We start from the raw sequence: 19588 nt of genomic DNA, 5'->3' as shown, positions 1-19588 counted from the left end.
GATACCTACGGTTCCTCCGAGCATCCAGCCGGTTGCGACGACGGTCAGCTCGATACACGTCCGGACGAGGCGAACCGAGAGCCCCGTTCGTGCGACCAATCCGGTCATCAGGCCGTCCCGTGGACCGGGTCCCATTCCCGCGCCGATGTACAGGGCCGTCGCGAACGCATTGACAACGATGCCGGTCGCCATCATGGCCGCTCGCACGGCGATCGCGTCGAAAGTCGGGAGCCATCGAATCGACAGGTCGACTGCCACCGCGATCACCACCACATTGCTGATGGTTCCCAGTCCTGGCTTCTGTCGCAACGGAATCCAGGCGAGCAACACAGCAATTCCGGTCGCTGCGGTGATCGCTCCGAAACTCAGTGGCACGTGCAGGCTCAGGCCTTGATGCAGTACATCCCACGGATCGAGTCCGAGACCCGCAGTGATCATCAGCGCCATCGAGAATCCGTACAGACACAAACCCACGTAGAGCGCTACGAGTCTTCGCCCGAGGTGGATCAGGCGAGCACGGGCGATCACAGAGACGATCCAGGACATCCATCGAGTGTCCGCCAGACTGGTAACGGCACAAACGTCCAGTCGTGAGCCAGTGGACCCTCTACCGATGTCAGGGTGATGCGAGTGCGATGACGGTCATCGACCCGGGTGCCACTTCGGTGAAGCCGGCATCGCGCACAGCGACCGCGCCTGCGCCATCTTCATCGACGAGCGCGCGAGCCTTCGCCCACTGCGCTGGATCGGCGTCGCGGACCGAACATTCGAAACCCTGCCGTGCCCACGCCTGGGCTTGCTCGACGCTCATCGCTGCCGCCAACAGCATCGACGCATGCGCTACCTGTGCAGCAGCCTTGCCCACCGTCATGTCCAACGACCGGTCGATCCACAACACCGGCACGGCGGCCCGAGGTGGCCCAGGATCATCGTGCTCGAGATCGGTCCCGCCGATCTGCAACTTCGTGATTCGGGAGTCGAGATCGCCGACGCGTCCGGGGACCAACGCGCGGGCCTGGGCTGACCCGACTTCGGCGGTGACACCGTCCACGGCAAGTGCCGCTTCCCAGTGGGCGCCGCGGGCTCGGCGAGCCACCTTTCGGATGCGTGCCGAAGTCCACGCCCGAAACTGCTCGTCCCACTCGCCGCCGGGGCCTGCGCGTTCATCGAGGCAGATCCGCACCGTTGCGATCGCCGCCGCCGCCAACAGATCGCTGCGCATCGGCGGATCCGCTTTGGAGATATGAAGCACGATCGGCATCGCGAGAACATCCGCCGGGTCCGGTGGGTCTTCCCTGCCCCCGTATCCGAGGGCCAGCACAGCGTGACGCTCGGCGAAGGTACTCCGCGGTGGGACTGTCTCGTCCGCCGGTTCGGTCATGGGATCGGGACGCGTCGGACGCCACCGTCGATGGCGTCCGCAGCCTCGATTTCTCCACGCGTCACACCGAGCATGAAGAGCACCGCATCGAGGTACGGATGCGAAATCGCGGTGTCGGCAATCTCGCGCAGCGCAGGCTTGGCATTGAACGCCACACCCAACCCAGCTGCTGTGAGCATGTCGATGTCGTTCGCACCGTCACCGACAGCAACCGTTTGCTCCATCGGAACCCCGCACTGCGCTGCAAAATCGCGCAACGCTGTCGCCTTGGCTGCCCGGTCGATGACCTCGCCGACCACCCGACCGGTCAACTTGCCGTCGATAATCTCGAGTGTGTTGGCTTTGACGAAATCGAGCTCGAGTTCATGTGCGAGACCGTCGATGACCTGACGGAATCCGCCGGAGACGACGCCACAGTGATATCCGAGTCGGCGCAGGGTGCGGATGGTGGTACGAGCACCCGGCGTCAACTCGAGCGCGTCACCTACCTCCTCGATAACCGACGCATCCAGGCCTGCCAAGGCCTCCACCCGCTGGGTGAGGGACTCCGCGAAGTCGATCTCACCACGCATCGCTGCCTCGGTGACGGCGCGGACCTCGTCTTCACGGCCGGCCTTCGCCGCCAGCATTTCGATGACCTCACCCTGCACGAGGGTGGAATCGACGTCGAACACGATGAGACGTTTGGACCGCCGAGAAATCCCGCTGCGCTCCACCGCGACGTCGCATCCGACTCCGGCAGCGATCTCGGACAGACCGGTCCGAAGTCGGCGGTCTGCGTCGGGAGTCGTGTCGGTCGCCGTCACCTGAAGTTCCAGTCCCGTGACCGGGTAGTCGGCGATGCCACGGATCGAGTCGATGTTGGCGCCCTGGCGTGCCAGTTCGCGCGAGATGGTGCTGAATGCGCGTGCTGTGACAGGGCGGCCCAGAACGACCACCACGTGGGTAGCCAATGAGCGCTTGCCGACAGGGTCCGCATCGATCTCGACGTCGACGTGCACACCCACCGTCGACATGGCTTCTTCGAGTTCTTCCTGCAGGTCCTCGGGATCGTTCGGGCAGGTCAGCAACACGCCCAACGTGAGCCGTCCACGGATGACTACCTGCTCGACGTCGAGCAGGCTGACCTCGTGCCGTGAGAGTGCAGCGAACAGAACCGAGGTGACACCCGGCTTGTCCGGACCCGTCACCGTCACGAGTACAGCGGTGTCCGATGACGCCACCGATTCTCCCTTCACACGACCCGCTCTGTAGAGGAGTCGAAAGTTGATTGGCCTGCCAGATGATTGTTGCAAGCGAAGAGCCCCACCCGGATACCGGGAGGGGCTCTTCAGGTCGATCGGGTACTTACTTGGGATCCGTATCGCCCGAGTGCTCGTGATCGCTGGTAGCGAGAGGAGCTCGACGCGCCTGCTCGAGAACCTCGGTGGTATGCCCACCGTGACTGCCCGGGCCTACATGAGCCTCGGCACGCAAACGGTCCACCATGTGCGGGTAGTGGAGTTCGAACGCCGGACGCTCGGAACGGATTCGCGGCAGTTCCGTGAAGTTGTGCCGCGGCGGTGGGCATGATGTGGCCCACTCGAGCGAGTTGCCGTAGCCCCACGGGTCGTCCACGGTGACCACCTCGCCGTAGCGATAGGACTTGAAGACGTTCCACACGAACGGCAGTGTCGAGGCTCCGAGAACGAACGCACCGATGGTCGAGATGATGTTGAGCGTGGTGAACCCATCGGAGGCCAGGTAGTCGGCGTAGCGACGCGGCATGCCCTCGTTACCGAGCCAGTGCTGGACCAGGAAGGTGCCGTGGAATCCGAGGAACGTCAGCCAGAAGTGCCACTTGCCCAGCGTCTCGTCCATCATTCGGCCGGTCATCTTCGGGAACCAGAAGTAGATGCCCGAGAACGTTGCGAACACCACCGTGCCGAAGACCACGTAGTGGAAGTGCGCCACTACGAAGTAGGTGTCGGTGACGTGGAAGTCGATCGGCGGGCTGGCGAGCAGCACTCCGGAGAGGCCGCCGAAGAGAAAGGTGATCAAGAAGCCGATAGCGAAGAGCATCGGAGTCTCCAACGTCACTTGACCTCGCCACATCGTGCCGACCCAGTTGAAGATCTTCACACCGGTAGGCACTGCGATCAAGAACGTCATGAACGAGAAGAACGGCAACAGCACCGCACCCGTGGCGTACATGTGGTGAGCCCACACCGCGATCGAGAGAGCAGCGATGGCAATCGTTGCGTAGATCAAGGTGGTGTATCCGAACATCGGCTTACGCGAGAAGACCGGGAACACCTCTGACACGATCCCGAAGAACGGCAACGCGATGATGTACACCTCGGGGTGGCCGAAGAACCAGAACAAGTGCTGCCACAACAACACTCCACCGGTCGCCGGGTCGAACAGATGCGCACCGAGATGTCGATCGGCTGCCAATCCCAACAGTGCCGCCGTCAACAACGGGAAAGCAAGAAGAATGAGAATGCTGGTGACCAGGATGTTCCACGTGAAAATGGGCATCCGGAACATCGTCATACCCGGCGCTCGCAAGCAGATGACCGTCGTGATCATGTTCACCGCACCGAGAATGGTGCCGAGACCGGCGATCGCGAGTCCCATGATCCACAGATCTGCACCGACACCCGGTGAATGCAATGCACTCGAGAGCGGGGTGTACGCGGTCCAACCGAAGTCAGCAGCACCACCAGGGGTGATGAATCCTGCCGAGGCGACCAACGCACCGAACAGGTAGAGCCAATACGAGAAAGCGTTCAACCGCGGGAACGCCACGTCCGGCGCACCGATCTGCAGCGGCAGGATGTAGTTGGCGAAGCCGAACACGATCGGCGTCGCATACAGCAGCAGCATGATCGTGCCGTGCATGGTGAACAGCTGGTTGTACTGCTCATTCGACAGGAACTGCATCCCCGGTACCGCCAGCTCGGCGCGCATGAGCAACGCCATCAAGCCACCGACAAGGAAAAACGCAATCGATGTCACGATGTACATGATCCCCAACACCTTGGGATCTGTCGTCGTCACCGCCTTGTGAACGAATGAACCCTTGGGTCCCATCCGCGGCGGAAAAGGCCTCACCGCTTCCACAGCGGGAGTGGGCCTAGGCGCTAGGGCAGTCACTGATCCTCCTGAATGCGCGTCGTACCTCGAACCACGAGGCGACGTCCTGGTGTCTTGCGCTCCACGAATCGTAGACCGTCCCACAGCGCAGCGCCGAACCGGTCCTACCGTGTGTCGTATTCGATTGTACGAGCCCTCCGGACAACGAAACCAATTCTCGCTCACACCACCATGTGAAGTGGCCGACGGCTGCGGACCGATATGGTGTGAGCGCATCCCACTCCCGTTAGGAACGCACGAGTTGTCCACTACCTCAGGCCTGTCGACCGTGACCTCGACTTCGCGCGCCGGGCTGATTCTGGCCATCGGCGTCGCCCTGTCCACAGCCGGGTGCTCCACTCCCCCCTCGTCCTCGGACGACGCGTCGACCATCGTCCGGAGCACGACCAACATTGCCGGCGCGGGTGTCGTCGGCAACGACCGCAAGACTGCCGGCCTGTGCCCCAAGCCTGCTCCGCTCGATCCGACCGGCATAGAAGGGTCGGTACGACCGGTCGGTCACAGCGAAGGAATAAGCGACGTTCCGTCCGATCCCATGCGCATCGTGGTGCTCGATGCAGCTTCGCTCGATGCCAGCTGTGCGGTGGGCGTCTGGGAACGAGTCGTCGGCGCGTCGTCGCTCGACCCCTATTTCCGTGGGGACGGCGACCAAGAACTGTATCTGGGACCGGGCATAGCGAGAGTTCCGAGCGTCGGACCTGTCGGCGCCCCGGATATCGACGCGGTCGCCGCTCTCGCCCCCGACCTCATCATCGGGTCCGATTCACTGGGCCGGGATAATTACGCGGCCCTCAGCGATATCGCACCCACCGTCTTCACGAGCTCCGATGGTGGTTGGAAGGGGACGTTCCTGCAATCGGCTGCCGCCCTCGGACGTGGTGGGACCGGATTCGACGAACTCGCCCGATTCAGTGCCGACGCGCAGCAGGCCGGCCGCGACATCGATGCCGCCCAGACCCAAGCATCTGTAGTGCGCTTCCTTCCCGATTCAATCGTCACCGATTCCACGACGTCGTTCGCCGGGCAGGTACTCGCCGAGATCGGCGTTCAGCGCCCACCTGCGCAACGTGATGGTGAAGTCGACGTCGCCCCCGACGATCTGCTCGCGGCCGAAGGCGACATCGTCTACGTGCGCTTCGACGGTGACGAGGGCGAATCGTTCGGAACCGAGGTCCTGCGCAGTGATCCGTGGCTCGAGCTCGGATCGGTGAAGGACGGCCGAGTGTTCGCCGTAGACGACACTGTGTGGTCCGGGAGCGGTATCGTCGCCGCGCGGGCGATTCTTTCGGACGTGAAGAACTCCCTCAACGCATACGCTTCTTGAGGTGCCGGTACCCGAGTTCGTCCTCTCGCTCCGACGACGAGTGGGTACAGCACCACTCTGGCTCTCCGGTGTCAGCGCAGTTGTCCTGGACGAAAACGACCGGATACTCCTCACGAGGCGACGCGACAACGGTCTCTGGGCAGTGGTGTCGGGCATTCTCGAACCCGGCGAGGAACCCGGACCCGCGGCGCTACGTGAGATCAGTGAGGAGACCGGGATAGATGCGGAACTGATTCGGTTGACGAGCGTCGACGTCACCGGACCGATCACCTATCCGAACGGCGACCAAGCGCAGTACCTCGACCTCACGTTCCTGGCCCGGCGCACTGGAGGCGAAGCGCACGTCGCCGACGACGAAAACTTGGCAGTGGAATGGTTCGAGTCCGACGCGCTACCGGAAACCCTCTCGGAGACTTCACGTTTGCGGATCGACAAAGCACTCGACGACTCGGTCGAGGCCTGGTTTCGTACTTGACCCACCCAGCGTCGGTGTGTTCGGCTACCACCCGATGGCCGAACACACCCCGCTGTCCCTACGGTCAGAAATCCCAGTCGTCGTCTTCGGTGTTGACTGCCTTACCGATGACATACGACGAGCCCGAGCCCGAGAAGAAGTCGTGATTCTCATCGGCGTTGGGTGACAGCGCCGACAAGATGGCTGGGTTCACGTCGGTTTCGTCCTTCGGGAACAGCCCCTCGTATCCCAGGTTGTTCAGTGCCTTGTTCGCGTTGTATCGCAGGAACTTCTTGACGTCCTCGGTGAGCCCGATCTCGTCGTAGAGATCCTGGGTGTACTCGACCTCGTTGTCGTACAGTTCGAACAGCAACTCGAACGTGTAGTTCTTGAGTTCTTCGCGCTCGGCTTCGGTGACCTTCTCCAGACCCCGCTGATACTTGTATCCGATGTAGTAGCCGTGCACAGCTTCGTCACGGATGATCAACCGGATCAGGTCGGCGGTGTTGGTGAGCTTGGCTCGCGAAGACCAGTACATCGGCAGGTAGAAGCCCGAGTAGAACAGGAAAGACTCGAGCAGGGTCGACGCGACCTTCCGCTTGAGTGGATCGTCGCCGTGATAGAACTTCAGGACGATCTCGGCTTTACGCTGCAGGTTGACGTTCTCCTCGGACCACCGGAACGCGTCGTCGATATCGCGCGTGGAACTCAGTGTGGAGAAGATGGAGCTGTAGCTCTTCGCATGCACCGACTCCATGAACGCGATGTTGGTGTAGACGGCCTCTTCGTGCGGGGTGATCGCGTCGGGAATGAGGCTGACTGCTCCTACTGTTCCCTGGATCGTGTCCAGCAAAGTGAGCCCGGTGAACACCCGCATCGTCAACTGCTTCTCGACTGCATTCAGCGTCGCCCACGACGGAATGTCGTTCGAGACCGGCACCTTCTCTGGCAGCCAGAAATTACTGGTCAGGCGCTCCCACACCTCCGAGTCCTTGTCATCCTGGACGCGATTCCAGTTGATGGCCGAGACACGATCGATGAGTTTCGGCCGCACCGTCGCCGCCGGTGTCTGCGGGCTGTTGTTCGTGACTGTCATTTCTATCCCCATTTGAGTTTCAGTGCGCGGGTTCTCACCAGTCGATCACAAATGTGTCGAGCGAGTTGCAGCGACGCCCTCGATTTCAGAAAACCAATGGAACGCCGGTGTTGCACAAGGTCTAAGTTACACGACTGTAATTCCCGCCGGCAGAAGACTCGCCTATTGTGCCATCCAAAACCCTTGTCGCACAAAAAAAGTGGCGGTGGACAAGTCCACCGCCACTTTCAGGCAGCCCTCACCTGATGACTCAACGAGCCACTGGATTTAGGTGCGCGATTCTTCGTACGTGTGCGCGCATGAGCTACCCTTACTTCGCGCGACGAATCGTCTCAGTCTGCGTGGTCCGCGGCGACTTCTTAGCTGCCGACGGCGGCAGAAACCGACCGGTTACCGAGCTTCGAACAACTTTTTGAGTCTTCCTTGTCATGACATCACCTCCTTCGGGTTCTCGGACCCCGCGGAGCCTCGCGCACCTCGCAAGGAACACTCATATAAGCTCGATCTCCCGACATCAATTGGGACCTCGCTTTGCGGGGTAAGAAGAGCCGGTCCGTTGCCGCGGGCCGGCTCTTTGCTTCCCAAACGATTGTTCGTAAGGGAAATCTTTTTTACAGCATGCAGGACACGCAACCATCCACTTCGGTGCCTTCCAACGCCAACTGACGTAGGCGGATGTAGTACAGCGTCTTGATCCCCTTACGCCATGCGTAGATCTGTGCCTTGTTGATGTCGCGGGTCGAGGCGGTGTCCTTGAAGAACAGCGTCAAGGACAACCCCTGATCGACGTGTTGCGTTGCCACAGCGTAGGTGTCGATGATCTTCTCGTACCCGATCTCGTACGCGTCCTGGTAGAACTCCAGGTTGTCGTTGTTCAGGTACGGCGCCGGGTAGTAGACCCGCCCGATCTTGCCTTCCTTGCGGATCTCGATCTTCGCCGCAACCGGGTGGATCGAGGAGGTCGAGTTGTTGATGTAGGAAATCGACCCCGTCGGCGGCACTGCTTGCAGGTTCTGGTTGTAGATGCCGTGTTCTTGCACCGATGTCTTCAGTGCCGACCAGTCGGCCTGCGTCGGAATGTGCACACCGGCGTCGGCGAACAGCGCCGCGACGCGGGACGTGGCAGGCTCCCAGACCTCGTCGGTGTACTTGTCGAAGAATTCACCCGATGCGTATTTGGAGTCCGGGAAACCCTTGAAGTATTCACCGCGCGCGATCGAGAGTTGGTTAGACGCCTGGATGGCATGAAATACCACGGTGTAGAAGTAGATGTTCGTGAAGTCGATGCCCTCGGTGGATCCGTAGTGAATCCGCTCGCGCGCCAAATATCCATGCAGGTTCATCTGGCCGAGGCCGATTGCGTGAGAGTCGTTGTTCCCCTGCTCGATCGACGGAACCGAGAAGATGTGAGTCTGATCGGACACGGCCGTGAGCCCGCGGATTGCCACTGCGATGGTTTTGCCGAAATCTGGCGAATCCATTGTCTTGGCGATGTTCAGCGAGCCGAGGTTGCAGGAAATATCTTTGCCGACGTGGCTGTACGACAGATCGTCGTTGAATGTCGACGGGGTCGAGACCTGCAGGATTTCCGAGCACAGGTTCGAGTGAGTGATCTTGCCCTTCACCGGGTTGGCCCGATTCACGGTGTCCTCGAACATGATGTACGGGTATCCGGATTCGAACTGCAGCTCGGCGAGCGTCTGGAAGAACTCGCGTGCCTTGATCTTCGTCTTGCGGATCCGCTTGTCGTCGACCATCTCGTAGTACGTCTCACTGACGTTGATGTCCGCGAACGGCACCCCGTAGATCCGCTCGACGTCGTACGGCGAGAAGAGATACATGTCTTCGTTCTTCTTCGCCAATTCGAACGTGATGTCCGGGATGACGATTCCGAGTGAGAGCGTCTTTATGCGAATCTTCTCGTCCGCGTTCTCGCGCTTGGTATCGAGGAACTTGTAGACATCGGGATGGTGCGCATGCAAGTACACAGCACCTGCACCCTGACGCGCACCGAGCTGGTTCGCGTACGAGAAGGAGTCCTCGAGTAGCTTCATGATCGGAATGACGCCCGAGGACTGGTTTTCGATTCGTTTGATCGGCGCGCCGGCTTCGCGAATATTACTGAGCAGCAACGCAACTCCACCGCCGCGCTTGGACAGCTGCAGAGCGGAGTTGATCGATCGACCGATCGATTCCATGTTGTCTTCGATGCGCAACAGGAAGCACGAAACCGGCTCACCACGCTGCTTCTTACCGGAGTTGAGGAAGGTGGGCGTAGCGGGCTGGAAACGGCCGGCGATGATCTCGTCGACCAGATCGGTGGCAAGGGCTTCGTCACCTGCACCGAGAGTCAGGGCAACCATGCAGACGCGATCTTCGAACCGCTCGAGGTAGCGCTTGCCGTCGAATGTCTTCAACGTGTACGAGGTGTAGTACTTGAATGCACCCAGGAACGTCGGGAAGCGGAACTTCTTCGAGTAGGCGTGGTTTATGAGGAACTTGACGAACTCGCGGGAGTACTGATCGAGAACCTCTGCCTCGTAATAGTTTTCCTCGACCAGGTAATCCAGCTTCTCATCCAGATCGTGAAAGAACACGGTGTTCTGATTGACGTGCTGCAGGAAGTATTGGTTGGCCGCTTCGCGGTCCTTCTCGAACTGAATCTCCCCATTGGGGCCATACAAATTCAGCATCGCGTTCAGCGCGTGATAGTCGAGATCACCATCCGCGCGGACGGTTGTCTGGGCGGGTGCTGTATCGGTGATTGTCGGTGCCACGGCGGGTGCTCCACTTTCTTCGTGCGTCTTGTACTGCTGAACTCGTACTGATGTCAGTAGGTGTGCGCCGCTCGTCGCGACTCCCGCTCCCAGAAATCGCCGAGACCGTCCCGAACGCGATCTACGTCTTCGGGGGTCCCCATCAATTCGAAGCGATAAAGGTAAGGAACAGCGCACTTCTGTGAAATGACATCGCCCGCAAAACAGAACGAGTCACCGAAGTTGGTGTTACCAGCTGCGATGACTGCCCTGATCAAGGACCGATTGTGCTTGTCGTTGAGAAACTTGATCACTTGCTTGGGAACGTAATTGGTGTCACGGCCGGAAAATGTGGTGCCACCGCCGTAGGTCGGGACGATCAGAACGTACGGCTGGTCTACCCGAAATTCTTCCGGCCGGTGAATCGGTATCCGACTCGACGGGAGATCCAACTTGGTGACGAATCTATGCGTGTTCTGCGACGCACTCGAGAAATACACCAGTGGGTGCGTCGAGCCAGGAAGCCGAGCCGAATCGAGACCGGTGAACGTCACACCTGCTCATCTCCGTCTTCTGTTCAAGCAACGCTTGCGGTGAGCGACTTGATGCGATCGGGGCGAAACCCCGACCAATGAGTGTCGCCGGCAACGACGACCGGCGCCTGCAGGTAGCCGAGCGCCATGATGTAGTCGCGGGCCTCGGTGTCCTGCGAAATATCGATGACCGAGTATTCGATGCCCTCTTTGTCGAGGGCACGGTAGGTGGCATTGCACTGAACGCAAGCGGGCTTTGTGTAGACGGTGATGCTCATGTGGTTCCCTTCTCACTGTCCAGCATCGCGGAGTTCACCGAGATGCTCGTAATGCACTGCGGAATAGCTTTTCGAGCTTCATTTTCGTCTGTGTGCCGATTCCGGATGCGAACCCGGATTCGAGCAGTTCCGAGCGGGATTTCACGGGCTTCGTACCGGTTTTCTCGGCGGGGAGCGTTGTGGCCTCTCGGTTGTTCAGACACTACACCTAGTGTCCGACATATAGCTAGAACACGAGATGTTGCGAACAACATCCATGACATTCGCTGGTCACGCTCTCGAGATGGGCCAAAAAACAACGTCGGCTCGGCGTGTCGTGCATCACATGTTTCCCTGGTTCGCATACGCCCTGAAACCGAGAACAAGCCCCACGCGTAACCGCAAGCCCGACGCGCGGCACCCGGAGGGTGAATTCTGCAACCCGCGGACAGCGGAGGAGCCCCCGAACACACTGTTCGGGGGCTCCTCCGCGATGCCTCGACAGAGCAGTTCGCTCCAGGATCGGGTCGCTTCGAATCAGGCGTCGACGAGCTCGCGCGAAGCCTTGACCAACTCGGCCACCACAGCGAAAATCTGTGCCGACACCTCTGCGTTTTCACGGGGATGTGCGGAACCGAACTTGTCCATGGTGCCGCCGATGGTGAGCACGACGTCCTCGAGAACCTTTCCACCCGCAATGCCGACCGACTTACGTGTGTCGTCATGAGCCCACTTGGCCCCGTTACCACTCGGCGAGGCGGAGATGACAGCAACCGGCTTTCCTTGTACGGCACCCACCCCGTACGGACGAGACAGCCAATCTATGGCGTTCTTCAAGACCGCAGGAATGGTGCCGTTGTACTCAGGGGTTACGAGGAGAAATGCGGTGGCCCCCTCGGCTGCTGAACGCAGACTCAGGGCAGCGGGAGGTACCTTGCCCTCGACGTCGAGGTCCTCGTTGTAGAACGGCACATCCGCAAGTCCTTCGTACACGACCGCGTCGGCACCCTCTGGCACGAGTGCGGCGGCGGTGTGGGCAATCTGCTTGTTCACGGAGTCGATGCGAAGACTGCCGACGAGAACCAGTACGTGAGCTTGCGACATGAAAGAAATTCCTTCGAATGATAGAGCTGTGACGGATGTAGGTGTATTCCTACCACTTAAGCGGACTGCGGTCCATTTCCATTCCCGGAGCAGGTATGGTTGCGCGTGTGACCGACTTCATGCTCCCTATTGCAGGCGAGGAAACCGAGCGCTGCGATGCCGCACGTAACCGCCGCCTCCTACTGGACGCAGCTACCGAACTGGTCGCCACGGTCGGTGCGGACGCTGTCACGATGGACGCACTGGCCGCCCGAGCGGGTGTGGGCAAGGGCACAGTATTCCGGCGATTCGGAAGCCGATCAGGGCTCATGCAGGCGTTGCTGGACCATACCGAGAAGGAGCTCCAGCACGGTTTCCTGTTCGGTCCCCCACCGCTGGGCCCGGGGGCGGACCCGATCGACCGATTGGTCGCGTTCGGGCGCGCCCGCTTGAATCTCGTCGAGGTTCAAGGAGAGGTCATGCGCGCAGCCGAAAACTCACCGGAACTTCGATATTCGGCACCTGCGCACAGGGTCAATTACACGCACGTGTTGACCCTCCTCCGAACGGCCCGCGTGGAGGGCGATCTCGAACTCCTCGCTTACGGACTCCTGACACCGCTCGAAGCAACGCTCGTCCTGCACCAGTTCCGCGACCTCGGCATGTCGATGCAACGGCTCGCCGACGGGTGGGAAGACCTGGTCCGTCGAGCAACCCGTCAGTAGAGCCGTTCCACCGCCACCGCAGCACGATGAAGTGCCGCACCGTACGACGGGCCGTGCCCCGCTGCGTGCACGGCCAAAGGGTGCAACTGGTGCAACGGAATACGCGTTTCCCAGCCCTCCCGCAGTCGAAACACCGACTGATAGCCGTCGACGATATCGGTCAGAAGTGGACAACCGAACAGTTCCAGCATTGCCAGATCGGTTTCACGGTGACCGCCGTGCGCTGCCGGATCGATCATCACCGCGGCGGAATCGGTCCAAATGACATTTCCGGTCCACAGATCTCCGTGAATGCGACTCGGCGACTCTCCATCTTCGGCACAGCCCGCACGAACCCGCTCACACGCACGCTCGATATCAGCAGCCTGACTCGGCGTCACGTTTCCCACCTCGAGCGCTACCCGCAGGAACGGAAGAACCCTTTCCTCGACGTAGAACGAGCCCCACGATGGGTGTACGACGCTCGACATCGGCCTTGCACCGATGAACAGCTGACCGTCGAAACCATCGGGAGGACAACCGAACCCACGAGCTCCACTGCTGTGAACGGTGGCGAGGCCGGCCCCGAACGCGCGGGCCTCGGCCTGCGTCGGCGAGCCTGAATCAAGTCGGGCCAGATCGATATGTGTCGGTCCGACGTCCAGCACATCGACTGTCGCGCCGCCGCCCGCTCGTAACCATGCAAGCCCGGCTGCCTCGGCTGCAAAGAAGTCGGGGTGGGCACTGCGATCGGACTTCGAAAAGGTCTTCGCTGTCATCACGTGCACTGTACGGAGCACACCTAAGATGGCGTGATGGCTCTCATCCGTTCGGAATTGCGCACTCGAATTCAACGTGAACTCGCGGTCCAGGCGACCATCGACCCCGCCTCCGAGATCACCCGACGCGTCGACTTTCTCAAGAACTACCTCCGTTCGACACCTGCCACGGGGTTCGTGCTCGGCATCAGTGGCGGCCAGGACAGCACCTTGACCGGAAAGCTGGCTCAATTCGCGGTCACCGAACTTCGCAGCGAAGGCGCCGAAGCAGGATTTCTTGCTGTGCGTCTCCCCTACGGCGTGCAGGCCGACGAAGACGATGCATCCATCGCACTGTCGTTCATCGATCCCGACCGGACCGTGACGGTCGATATCAAAGCATCGGCCGACGCAGCGGCCGCCTCGGTGGCGGACGCCCTGGGCAACGAGGCGGTTCGCGACTTCGTGCGCGGCAACATCAAGGCTCGTGAGCGCATGGTGGCGCAGTACGCGCTCGCCGGCGAACTCGGCTACGTCGTGGTCGGCACTGACCATGCAGCCGAGGCGATCACCGGATTCTTCACCAAATTCGGCGACGGCGGGGTGGACATCACACCTCTTACCGGACTGACGAAGCGTCAGGGTGCCGAGCTGCTGCGAGAACTCGGTGCACCGGAGAGCACGTGGAAGAAGGTGCCCACGGCGGACTTGGAGGACGATCGTCCAGCGCTTCCCGACGAGGAGGCCCTGGGTGTGACGTACGCGCAGATCGACGACTACCTCGAAGGCAAGGACGTAACCGAAGAGGTCGCAGCGAAACTGGAGAGGATGTTCTTGAACTCCAGGCACAAGCGCACGGTTCCCGTCACACCGTTCGACGATTGGTGGACTACCGAGAACTGAGCCCTCGGGCTAGCCGCCCGCGAACGGTGGCAGGATGTCGACTCGCTCACCGAACGTCGCTGTGGGATCACGCGTGAGATCGTCACCGATCAAAAACGCAGACACGCGCAGAACATCGGCCACCTTTCCGCCGTGTCTGTGAGCTACCGCAGCTTTCAACGCCGCGATATCACTGCCCATGGGCAGGTCGAATGTCTCGGCGGCACATCCCGACGCGTCCGCCGCACCGGCGAAGTAACGAACCTCAACCACCTATTGCTCCCATACTTCTCGTCGGTGGGACGAAACCTTCGGCATCGATTCCGTGTCCTGCCCACTTGTTCCACATTGCGCCACGCCACAGTGCGGCGAGTTCGTCGTCGGTTGCTCCCCCGCGCATGGCCGCCCGCAGGTCGGTTTCCTCATCGCTGAACAGACACGACCGCACTGTTCCCTCGGCAGTGAGCCGAGTTCGGTCGCAGTCGGAACAGAAGGACCTGGTGACGGACGCGATGATGCCCACGGTGGCGTCGGTTCCGTCGACTGCCCACTCCTCGGCCGGCGCAGACGGATCCTCGCGACCGATTTCGGTGAGGTCGAAACGGGTGGCGAGCACATCGAGCAGTTGCTGCGCGTCGAGCATGTTGGAACGCGCCCATTCGTGATCGGCGTCGAGCGGCATCTGCTCGATGAATCGAAGGGCCACGCCTTCGTTCAGGCACCACTCGAGCAGGTCACCTGCACCGTGCAGCGTCTCCGGCATCAGAACGGCGTTCACTTTGACAGGGTTCAATCCGGCTCGCTTCGCTGCCCGGATTCCTGCCATGACGGACGGCAGACGATCGCGTCGGGTGAGTTCGGCGAAATGCGCTCGGTCGATCGAGTCGAGCGAGACGTTGACACGGCTCAGTCCTGCTTCGACGAGGCTCTCCGCCCGATGCTCCAAACCGATGGCGTTGGTGGTCATCGCAAGAGGAATGCCGGGCACTCGCTGTGCGCATCGAGCGAGAATGTCGGTCAGATCGGCCCGCATGAGCGGTTCACCACCGGTGAAGCGCACTTCCTCGACGCCGAGCCGATGTACCGCGAGCGACACCACTCGCGCGATTTCCTCGGCAGTAAGCAGGTTCTCGGCTGGAATAACCGGCAGACCTTCTTCAGGCATGCAATAAGTACAACGGAGCGAACACTTTTCGGTGATGGACACCCGCAGATCGCGCGCCACCCGGCCGAACCGGTCCATCAGAACCGGTACATCGGGCCGGTCGTCAACCGTGAACACCCCAGGACTCTTCGAAGATCCGGTGTTATTCGAAGAGTCAGGGCCCTTTACCGAGGGGATACCGAGTCCGACGACACTGCTGACGGTCATGTGCACCCTCCTTGTGAAACAAGAGCGAATCCTCGCTCCGACAACGCTACGTGGTCCAGTATGCCGTTCCTCACAGAACACGGGGCCTCGGCCGCCCCCAATTTCGAAAACACGCACGCCTAGGATCGAAATATGAAGATCCGCGCCAAGTCGGCCCCGAAGGCGAGCGGAGCATGAGCGCGGCCTCGGTCGAAGACCATGCCGCTCACGTCCGACGCCTACTCGATCCCTTGAAGACACGTACCGCAGAGGCGGTCCCGCTGAGCGATGCACTGGGCCGTGTCGCCTACGCGGACGTCGCTTCGCCGGTCGATCTTCCACTGTTCAGGAATTCGCAGATGGATGGATACGCAGTCCACGCGTCGGCGATCACCACGGTTCCGGTGACCCTGGCAGTGGCGGGCACAGTGGCCGCGGGTGCGACGGGGCCTGGCGCACTTCGACCCGGGACCAGCGTCAAGATCATGACCGGCGCCCCGGTGCCGGAAGGCGCGGACACCATCGTGCCCGTCGAACACACGACTGCAGATGACGAGCATTCCGTCACGATCGAGGTGTCCCGGCAACCCGGTGACTACATTCGCGAGCAGGGCAGCGATGTCATCGCGGGTACCACGCTGATCCACGCAGGCCAGCTTCTCGAACCCCGTCATATCGCAGTCCTTGCCGCAGTTGGCTTGTCGCACACGCAGGTTCGCAGTCGTCCAAGGGTTGCCGTGATCACCACCGGCGCCGAACTCGTCGAGGCCGGCTCCTCGCTTCGGCTCGGCCAAATTTTCGATTCCAATGGCATCGCACTGGCATCTCATCTTCGGAGCAACGGCGCCGAAGTCACGGGCGTACACCGCAGCTCGGACGAGGCTGCCGACTTTTCTCGCATCGTCACCGCTGCTGCTGCTGAATCCGAGCTCATCATCACCTCCGGCGGGGTGTCCATGGGCGATTTCGAGGTCGTGAAGGATGTGTTGCTCCCACTGGGCGGGCAATTCGGCCCGGTACGGATGCAGCCAGGCGGACCTCAAGGTACAGCCGTCGTCGACGGCGTTCCCGTATTGAACTTTCCGGGTAATCCAGTGAGTACCGTCGTCTCGTTCCTGGTATTCGCCCGTGATGTGCTTCGTGACGCAGCAGGCTTACCGCCGGCTCCGACCCAGGTGGCGAAGTTGGCAGCAGACGTCACCTCCGTCGCAGGCAAACGGCAGTTTCTGCGAGGAAAGCTGGAGGGAGAAACCGTGACACTGATCGCCGGAGCAGGTTCGCACCTCGTTGCCGCGATGGCATGGGCAGACGTATTGGTGGACGTGCCCGTAGAAGTGACCGAGATGACCGCAGGGTCCGAAGTGACAGTGGTGCCGTTATGACAAGTTTTTCCCATGTCGATTCCGAAGGCCGCGCCCGCATGGTCGACGTGTCACACAAGTCCGATACCACCCGAATAGCAGTCGCTGCAGGCGAACTGGCCACCACTGCCGAGGTCGTGTCCCTCGTCCGCGCCGATGGGATGCCGAAGGCAGATGTGTTGGCCACGGCTCGAATCGCGGGTATCTCCGGGGCCAAGAAGACCTCGGAGCTGATACCGCTGTGCCATCAGCTGGCACTGTCTTCGGTGGATGTGCGCTTCGGATTCACCGACACGACGATCACGGTCGAGGCAACGGCGAAGACCACCGGCCCGACGGGAGTGGAGATGGAGGCGCTGACGGCCGTAGCCGTCGCCGGTCTCACCCTGCACGACATGGTCAAGGCTGTCGACCCGTCCGCAACCATGAACAACGTCCGCCTGCTGAGCAAAGAGGGCGGAAAGCGTGGGCGATGGTCTCGAGACGTCGAGATGAAACACGAAACACCCGGTGCTGGAACGAGATCGGCTGTCGTACTCGTCGCGTCGACCGGTGGTGCGCGCGGTACCCGCGAGGACACCACCGGACCGGTGATCGCGCGGTGGTTGGCCGAGCGCGAGTTCACTGTTCGCGGGCCGCTGGTCTTTGCCGACGCCGATATCGCATCCGGCCTGGACGACGCATTGACCGGTGCGCCCTCGCTGGTGATCACCACCGGGGGTACAGGCGTGTCACCGACCGATGCCACTCCCGAGGCGACGCGAGCAGTTCTCGATTGCGAACTCCCCGGGATCGCCGACGCGATTCGGGCCAAGGGGACCACCGTCACTCCACATGCGACCTTGAGTCGTGGACTGACCGGGCTTGCGGGAACGACCGTCATCGTGAATTTGCCTGGGTCACCCGGGGGTGTCAAGGACGGCCTCTCGGTTCTCGGACCGATCCTCGACCATCTGCTCGCGCAGGTTGCCGGTGACGGTCTGCACGCCGAAACACAGGAAGGTGAATTGCCGTGAACGAGCCTTTGGCACAGATCTCGAAGGATCGGATCGATATCGATATCGTCGAGGCCGCAGTCGCCGGGCCGGAGCACGGCGCAGTCGTACTCTTCAGCGGCGTGGTGCGCAATCACGATGGCGGACACGCTGTTTCCGCACTCGAATATCAGGCCCATCCTGATGCAGAGAAATTTCTCCGCACGTGTTGCGCCGAAGTGGCGGCGCAATCAGGGTTGCCCGTCGCGGCAGTACATCGCGTCGGGGACCTGGTCGTCGGCGATATCGCGCTCGTCGCCGCGGTCGCGTCACCACATCGCGCAGAAGCCTTCGCGACGTGCGCCACGCTCGTCGAACGCATCAAGTCCGAAGTTCCCATCTGGAAGCGTCAGCATTTCGCCACGGGTACCTCGGAATGGGTCGGCCTCTGACCGGTGCAGCAGGGCGTCTGTTCACGCCGGATTCGGCGTGTATCGATGAACCGGCAGCATCGCCGCTCGATCGGTCGGGTCCCCGGTCCGGCGGATGCAGTCGAGCAGGCGGACCTCGACCAATTCTTCGTCGATATCCGTTCCGATCAATACCAGTGAGGTCGCTCTTCGCTCGTCGCGTCCCCACGTGGTCGATTCGAGTCGGATATGACGGCCGACCGTACCGAGTACGTATTTATCCGCGTAGCCATCCACCCCGAAATACACGAAACCCTTGGCGCGGTAGACCTCTCCCGACGGGTTCTCCATCATCTCGATGAAACGGCGTGGATCGATCGGCTCTTCGGTCTCGAAGCTCGTAGTCGTATAGGCGGCATGCAGATGCCGCGAGTGATCGCCTGGATCCTCGTCCTCGTACAGCACCTCGTCGAACGACAATTGCCGTGCCGAGCTTCTGTCATCAACACGTGTCGGTACATCGAAGAGCAACGCTGCATCGACGCGGCCATGCCTGGTCACCACGATCGGAACGTCTCCAACTCTCTTGCGGACACTGTCGAGAACCGTAGACGTCTCGGCATCGTCGAGTCGGTCCGTCTTGTTGAGCACCACGAGGTCTGCGAGGCGAAGGTGTTGTTCGATCTCGGGATGCCGTTCGACGGTCGCGCCGAATTCGACTGCGTCGACCACTCCGACCAGGCCGCCGTAGACGATCGCAGAATTGTTGCTGGCCAGCACCATTCGAATGAGGCTTCTCGGCTCCGCGATACCACTGGCCTCGACGACGATCACGTCGAGTGCTCTCGCTGGCTCGGACAGGACGTCGAACATCGAGTCCATTTCGTCGATGTTTACGGCGCAGCAGATGCACCCGTTACCGAGGGCCACCATCGAATCGACCTGACCGGCAACCATCATCGAATCGATATTGATGGAGCCGAAGTCGTTGACGATGACTCCGATGCGAATTCCCCGATTGTGCCGAAGCAGGTGGTTGAGCAACGTCGTCTTGCCTGCACCGAGAAATCCCGAGACGAGAATTACGGGAATCCTCCGGTCTCCTAGTGCACGCGCCACGAATCGT

General features: G+C 61.1%; 19 protein-coding genes and 1 pseudogene. 7 read left to right on the top strand and 13 right to left on the bottom strand.

Annotated features, from left to right (window positions below; genetic code table 11):
- Positions 1-6: 6 nt before the first annotated feature.
- From yczE to ctaD, 4 genes and pseudogenes are all read right to left on the bottom strand, one after another.
- Positions 7-438, bottom strand: a pseudogene (gene yczE / locus O1W68_RS10605) (membrane protein YczE); the annotation flags it as partial.
- A gap of 178 nt (positions 439-616) precedes the next feature.
- Positions 617-1381, bottom strand: a complete 765-nt coding sequence (locus O1W68_RS10600; RefSeq protein ID WP_269303374.1) for an aminoacyl-tRNA hydrolase — start codon at positions 1379-1381, stop codon at positions 617-619.
- A complete protein-coding gene (gene serB / locus O1W68_RS10595; protein WP_269303372.1) occupies positions 1378-2604 on the bottom strand; it encodes a phosphoserine phosphatase SerB in 1227 nt (408 codons plus the stop codon). Before serB ends, O1W68_RS10600 begins: the two co-directional genes overlap by 4 nt.
- A 124-nt stretch (positions 2605-2728) precedes the next feature.
- On the bottom strand, positions 2729-4519 hold the full coding sequence (gene ctaD / locus O1W68_RS10590) for an aa3-type cytochrome oxidase subunit I (RefSeq protein ID WP_269303369.1): 1791 nt from the start codon (positions 4517-4519) through the stop codon (positions 2729-2731).
- 241 nt (positions 4520-4760) lie between these two features.
- On the opposite strand from ctaD, the gene O1W68_RS10585 reads away from it, so the two are divergent.
- Both O1W68_RS10585 and O1W68_RS10580 read left to right on the top strand, forming a co-directional pair.
- Complete coding sequence (locus O1W68_RS10585; RefSeq protein ID WP_442972322.1) at positions 4761-5843, top strand: iron-siderophore ABC transporter substrate-binding protein; 1083 nt, start codon at positions 4761-4763, stop codon at positions 5841-5843.
- A 1-nt stretch (position 5844) separates the two neighbouring features.
- Positions 5845-6318 (top strand): NUDIX hydrolase, encoded by a 474-nt coding sequence (locus O1W68_RS10580; protein WP_269303368.1) that lies wholly within the window; start codon positions 5845-5847, stop codon positions 6316-6318.
- A gap of 64 nt (positions 6319-6382) precedes the next feature.
- On the opposite strand, the gene nrdF is transcribed toward O1W68_RS10580, so the two are convergent.
- The 5 genes from nrdF to O1W68_RS10555 form a co-directional block, all read right to left on the bottom strand.
- Positions 6383-7393 carry a class 1b ribonucleoside-diphosphate reductase subunit beta gene (gene nrdF / locus O1W68_RS10575; RefSeq protein ID WP_269303366.1) on the bottom strand — a complete coding sequence of 337 codons (1011 nt, stop codon included), beginning with the start codon at positions 7391-7393 and terminating at the stop codon, positions 6383-6385.
- 611 nt (positions 7394-8004) lie between these two features.
- The gene (gene nrdE, locus O1W68_RS10570) at positions 8005-10170 is read right to left on the bottom strand and encodes a class 1b ribonucleoside-diphosphate reductase subunit alpha (RefSeq protein WP_269303364.1); all 2166 of its coding nucleotides are present in this window, start codon (positions 10168-10170) and stop codon (positions 8005-8007) included.
- 53 nt (positions 10171-10223) lie between these two features.
- Positions 10224-10652 carry a class Ib ribonucleoside-diphosphate reductase assembly flavoprotein NrdI gene (nrdI, locus tag O1W68_RS10565; RefSeq protein WP_269303736.1) on the bottom strand — a complete coding sequence of 143 codons (429 nt, stop codon included), beginning with the start codon at positions 10650-10652 and terminating at the stop codon, positions 10224-10226.
- A 74-nt stretch (positions 10653-10726) separates the two neighbouring features.
- On the bottom strand, positions 10727-10960 hold the full coding sequence (gene nrdH / locus O1W68_RS10560; RefSeq protein ID WP_269303362.1) for a glutaredoxin-like protein NrdH: 234 nt from the start codon (positions 10958-10960) through the stop codon (positions 10727-10729).
- Between the two features lie 516 nt (positions 10961-11476).
- A complete protein-coding gene (locus O1W68_RS10555) occupies positions 11477-12043 on the bottom strand; it encodes an NAD(P)H-dependent oxidoreductase (protein ID WP_269303360.1) in 567 nt (188 codons plus the stop codon).
- A gap of 107 nt (positions 12044-12150) precedes the next feature.
- Between O1W68_RS10555 and O1W68_RS10550 the strand changes: the two genes are divergently transcribed.
- Complete coding sequence (locus O1W68_RS10550) at positions 12151-12747, top strand: TetR/AcrR family transcriptional regulator (RefSeq protein ID WP_269303358.1); 597 nt, start codon at positions 12151-12153, stop codon at positions 12745-12747.
- On the opposite strand, the gene O1W68_RS10545 is transcribed toward O1W68_RS10550, so the two are convergent.
- Positions 12741-13505, bottom strand: a complete 765-nt coding sequence (locus O1W68_RS10545; RefSeq protein ID WP_269303357.1) for a fructosamine kinase family protein — start codon at positions 13503-13505, stop codon at positions 12741-12743. The two genes, O1W68_RS10550 and O1W68_RS10545, sit on opposite strands and share 7 nt — an antisense overlap.
- 36 nt (positions 13506-13541) lie before the next feature.
- Here O1W68_RS10545 and nadE point away from each other — a divergent pair, with 36 nt between their 5' ends.
- The gene (gene nadE / locus O1W68_RS10540) at positions 13542-14387 is read left to right on the top strand and encodes an ammonia-dependent NAD(+) synthetase (protein ID WP_269303355.1); all 846 of its coding nucleotides are present in this window, start codon (positions 13542-13544) and stop codon (positions 14385-14387) included.
- A 9-nt stretch (positions 14388-14396) separates the two neighbouring features.
- Here the strand turns inward: nadE and O1W68_RS10535 are convergent, their stop codons facing one another.
- The gene (locus tag O1W68_RS10535) at positions 14397-14639 is read right to left on the bottom strand and encodes a MoaD/ThiS family protein (RefSeq protein WP_269303353.1); all 243 of its coding nucleotides are present in this window, start codon (positions 14637-14639) and stop codon (positions 14397-14399) included.
- Positions 14632-15738 carry a GTP 3',8-cyclase MoaA gene (moaA, locus tag O1W68_RS10530; protein ID WP_269303351.1) on the bottom strand — a complete coding sequence of 369 codons (1107 nt, stop codon included), beginning with the start codon at positions 15736-15738 and terminating at the stop codon, positions 14632-14634. Before moaA ends, O1W68_RS10535 begins: the two co-directional genes overlap by 8 nt.
- Before the next feature lie 173 nt (positions 15739-15911).
- Here moaA and O1W68_RS10525 point away from each other — a divergent pair, with 173 nt between their 5' ends.
- Genes O1W68_RS10525 through O1W68_RS10515 form a run of 3 tightly spaced genes read left to right on the top strand, consistent with a single transcriptional unit; the run spans position 15912 to position 18504 of the window.
- Positions 15912-17099 (top strand): molybdopterin molybdotransferase MoeA, encoded by a 1188-nt coding sequence (locus tag O1W68_RS10525; RefSeq protein ID WP_269303348.1) that lies wholly within the window; start codon positions 15912-15914, stop codon positions 17097-17099.
- Positions 17096-18094: a bifunctional molybdenum cofactor biosynthesis protein MoaC/MoaB gene (gene moaCB / locus O1W68_RS10520; protein ID WP_269303347.1), complete on the top strand. Its 999-nt coding sequence runs from the start codon at positions 17096-17098 to the stop codon at positions 18092-18094. Before O1W68_RS10525 ends, moaCB begins: the two co-directional genes overlap by 4 nt.
- Positions 18091-18504, top strand: a complete 414-nt coding sequence (locus O1W68_RS10515) for a molybdenum cofactor biosynthesis protein MoaE (protein ID WP_269303346.1) — start codon at positions 18091-18093, stop codon at positions 18502-18504. The genes moaCB and O1W68_RS10515 overlap by 4 nt, the downstream gene beginning before the upstream one ends.
- A 21-nt stretch (positions 18505-18525) precedes the next feature.
- Here the strand turns inward: O1W68_RS10515 and O1W68_RS10510 are convergent, their stop codons facing one another.
- A complete protein-coding gene (locus O1W68_RS10510) occupies positions 18526-19581 on the bottom strand; it encodes a CobW family GTP-binding protein (protein WP_269303345.1) in 1056 nt (351 codons plus the stop codon).
- Positions 19582-19588: the final 7 nt, after the last annotated feature.

Source organism: Rhodococcus sp. H36-A4 (assembly GCF_027158005.1).
GTDB lineage: Bacteria > Actinomycetota > Actinomycetes > Mycobacteriales > Mycobacteriaceae > Rhodococcoides.
Note: the sequence above shows the minus strand (reverse complement) of the source record. Positions and strands in the feature narration are given on the sequence as shown.